We start from the raw sequence: 3,302 nt of genomic DNA, 5'->3' as shown, positions 1-3,302 counted from the left end.
GAATCGCCAGTGTGGATGCCGACCGGATCAATATTTTCCATATTGCAGACGATGATGCAGTTATCTGCTTTATCGCGCATAACTTCGTATTCGATTTCTTTCCACCCGGCTACGGACCGTTCGACGAGAATCTGGTTGATAGGGCTGAGTTTAATCCCCCGCGTCGCTATCATAAACAACTCATCATCATTGTAGGCAATACCGCCGCCAGTTCCTCCCAGTGTGAAAGCAGGCCGTACAATGATCGGATAGCCGATTTTTTCAGCAAACGCCATAGCCGACGGAACGTCTTCAAAAATATCACTTTCCGGTACGGGCTGGTTGATATCTTTCATGGCCTTTTTGAAGAGTTCGCGGTCTTCCGCTTCTTCAATAGCCGAAAGGCGCGTGCCCAGGAGCTGCACATGGTATTTTTCCAGTACGCCGGCATTAGCCAGTTCGACTGCCATATTCAGTCCGACCTGGCCGCCTAAAGTCGCCAGAAGTCCATCAGGACGTTCCTTTTCGATGACTTCTGTCACATAATCCAGGGAAATAGGTTCTACATAGACCCGGTCGGCAATGTCTTCATCGGTCATAATCGTCGCCGGGTTGCTATTGATCAGGACGACTTCCAGTCCTTCTTCTTTCAGGGCCCGGCAGGCCTGGGTACCGGCATAGTCAAATTCAGCAGCCTGACCGATAATAATCGGGCCAGAGCCGATAACGAGTACTTTCTTCAATCCTTCGATCATTTATTTCCCCTCCATCAGTTTGACAAATTGTTCAAAAAGATACAGATTGTCTGTCGGTCCCGGTGATGCTTCCGGATGATACTGAACGCAGAAGAAATTATATTTAGGATAGGCAAATCCTTCGAGCGTCTTATCGTGGAGATTGATATGCGTTACGATAGCATCGTCTGGCAATGTGTTTTCATCGATGACATACCCGTGATTCTGGGACGTAATGTAGACCCGGCCGGTACGGACATCCTTGACGGGATGATTAGCACCGCGGTGACCGAACGTCAGCTTGCGGCTTTTAGCTCCGACGGAAAGACCCAGAAGCTGATGTCCCAGGCAGATGCCGAACATCGGCTTTTTGCCTATCAGTTTTTTGACTTCTTCAATAATTTCCGGCAGGTCCTGCGGGTCGCCCGGACCATTGGAAAGGAAAATACCATCAGGCTGGACGGCCAGCACGTCTTCGGCTTTCGTATATGCCGGGAAAACCGTAAGCCGGCAGTCATTGCGGATCAGGTCTTTCAGGATATTCGCTTTGGCACCAAAATCCATGACAGCGACGTGATAACGGCCCTGTCCCACCTGCCGCACACTGCCTGGCGTCACTTTCCTTACCAGCATCTTTTCCAGAGGCTGTGCCATGAGGTCTTTAATATCTTCTTCTGCCATCGTTTCCGGTACGATGACGCCTTTCATGACCCCCTGGCTGCGGATAGCCCGTGTGATGGCACGCGTATCGACGCCATACAAGCAGGGAATGTGATGCGTCATGATAAATGTAGAAAGATTACCTTCATTCTGCCAGTTGCTGGGCATATCGCACAATTCACTGACAATGAATCCTGCCGCATAGGGACGATCTGCCTGTTCGATTTCATGGAATAGACCATAATTGCCGATAAGCGGATATGTCATGGTAATAATCTGGCCAGCATAGGAAGGATCCGTAAAGGTTTCCTGATAACCGGTCATGCCCGTATTGAAAACGACTTCCCCTACGGCCGGCGTATCCATCAGCATCTGTCCATAAAATTTCTGTCCATTTGCTAAAATGAGGCATCCTTTCATTTTAAGACCACCCCGTCCTTCATAACGAATTCACCATCTACAACAGTAGCCACGGCTTTACCTGTAAAAATCATTTCATCAAAAGGTGACGATTTGCCTTTAGAATAGAACAAAGAGGCATCGACCGTCCATTCTTTGTCAAGGTCAATAATAGTAAGGTCTGCGTCTTTTCCTTCAACAATGACGCCCGCATCGAGGCCCAGCAATCCGGCCGGTGCGGTAGACATGGCGCGGACAATCGTCATGAGATCAACCGTTCCTGTATGATACAAATGAGTCAGGACAGCACCTACACTCGTTTCCAGTCCGACAAAACCACTCGGGGCTAGGCTGAATTCCTGATCTTTTTCGTCCCACGTATGCGGGGCATGGTCGGTCACGATGGCATCAATCGTGCCATCTTTCAATCCTTCTACGACAGCAGCCCGGTGTTCTTCCGAACGCAGTGGCGGATTGACTTTGAACCGCGGATCATACGTACGCAGTGCTTCATCGGTCAGAATCATATGCTGTGGTGTCGCTTCGGCTGTAATCTTAAGTCCCTTAGCTTTGGCACGGCGTACCATGTCGACGGCATGTTTTGTACTGATATGAGCAATATGGACAGGCGTATCTGTAATTTCCGAAAGAATGATGTCACGGGCAACGGCGATGTCTTCTGCCGCAGCCGGTCTGCCTTTAAGTCCCAGTTCTGCCGAAACGATGCCTTCATGCATCTGGCCGCCGGATACGAGAGATGTTTCTTCACAATGATCGATGACGATTTTGTGGAACATGCTGGCATATTCCATAGCCTTCCGCATGAAATCACTATCTTCCACGAAACGGCCATCATCAGAAAAAGCAACGACACCGGCTTTTGCCATCCCGCCCATAGCAGATAATTCTTTACCTTCCAGTCCTTTGGAAATGGCACCAATGACTTCAACTTTGACGACGCCTTCATGTTCGGCCTTATATTTCATTCCTTCTACCAGAATCGCTTTATCGATGACCGGGTTGGTATTAGGCATGGTAGCGACGCGGGTAATGCCACCGGCGGCTGCAGCCTGGGTACCTGTTACAACCGTTTCCTTGGCACTCTGGCCCGGCTGGCGCAAATGGACATGCATATCGATAAATCCTGGAGCTACGACGAGACCGGATGCATCGTATACTTCCGCCCCATCGGCAGGAAGATTTTTACCTATAGTTTTGATTTTACCATTTTCAATGAGAATATCGCATACTTCATCCTGATTTACGGCCGGATTAACCACTCTGCCGCCTTTAACGAGTAATGTCAACGTCATCGCCTCCCATGATAGTCAGATATAAGACAGCCATACGGACTGAAACACCATTTTTTACCTGTTCCTGAATGGAGGATTGTGTCCAGTAGCATGTATCTGTATCAATTTCAATGCCGCGGTTCATTGGACCGGGATGCATAATAAGTACATCTTTTTTTGCGTTCTTCAGCCGTTTCTGGTTGACTCCGAAAAATGTATTATATTCGCCAGGTCCCGG

Annotated in this window: 2 protein-coding genes and 2 pseudogenes; all 4 read right to left on the bottom strand. The window is 48.9% G+C overall.

Going from position 1 to position 3,302, the window contains the following annotated elements; translation table 11 throughout:
* A pseudogene (locus DBO31_RS08925) lies at positions 1–734 on the bottom strand (carbamoyl-phosphate synthase large subunit); the annotation flags it as partial.
* Positions 735–1,793 (bottom strand): carbamoyl phosphate synthase small subunit, encoded by a 1,059-nt coding sequence (locus DBO31_RS08920; protein WP_059076403.1) that lies wholly within the window; start codon positions 1,791–1,793, stop codon positions 735–737. It lies immediately after the preceding pseudogene.
* Positions 1,790–3,079 carry a dihydroorotase gene (locus DBO31_RS08915; RefSeq protein ID WP_150824978.1) on the bottom strand — a complete coding sequence of 430 codons (1,290 nt, stop codon included), beginning with the start codon at positions 3,077–3,079 and terminating at the stop codon, positions 1,790–1,792. Before DBO31_RS08915 ends, DBO31_RS08920 begins: the two co-directional genes overlap by 4 nt.
* A pseudogene (locus tag DBO31_RS08910) lies at positions 3,063–3,302 on the bottom strand (aspartate carbamoyltransferase); the annotation flags it as partial. The pseudogene DBO31_RS08910 and the gene DBO31_RS08915, both read right to left, overlap by 17 nt.

Origin of the sequence: Megasphaera sp. DJF_B143, from assembly GCF_900320625.1 — a bacterium.
Classification (GTDB): Bacteria; Bacillota; Negativicutes; order Veillonellales; family Megasphaeraceae; genus Megasphaera; species Megasphaera hexanoica.
Note: the sequence above shows the minus strand (reverse complement) of the source record. Positions and strands in the feature narration are given on the sequence as shown.

Coding starts and splice junctions, on each gene's coding strand:
- DBO31_RS08920 (WP_059076403.1), bottom strand. CDS start 1,793: ATGAAAGGATGCCTCATTTTAGCAAATGGACAGAAATTTTATGGACAG.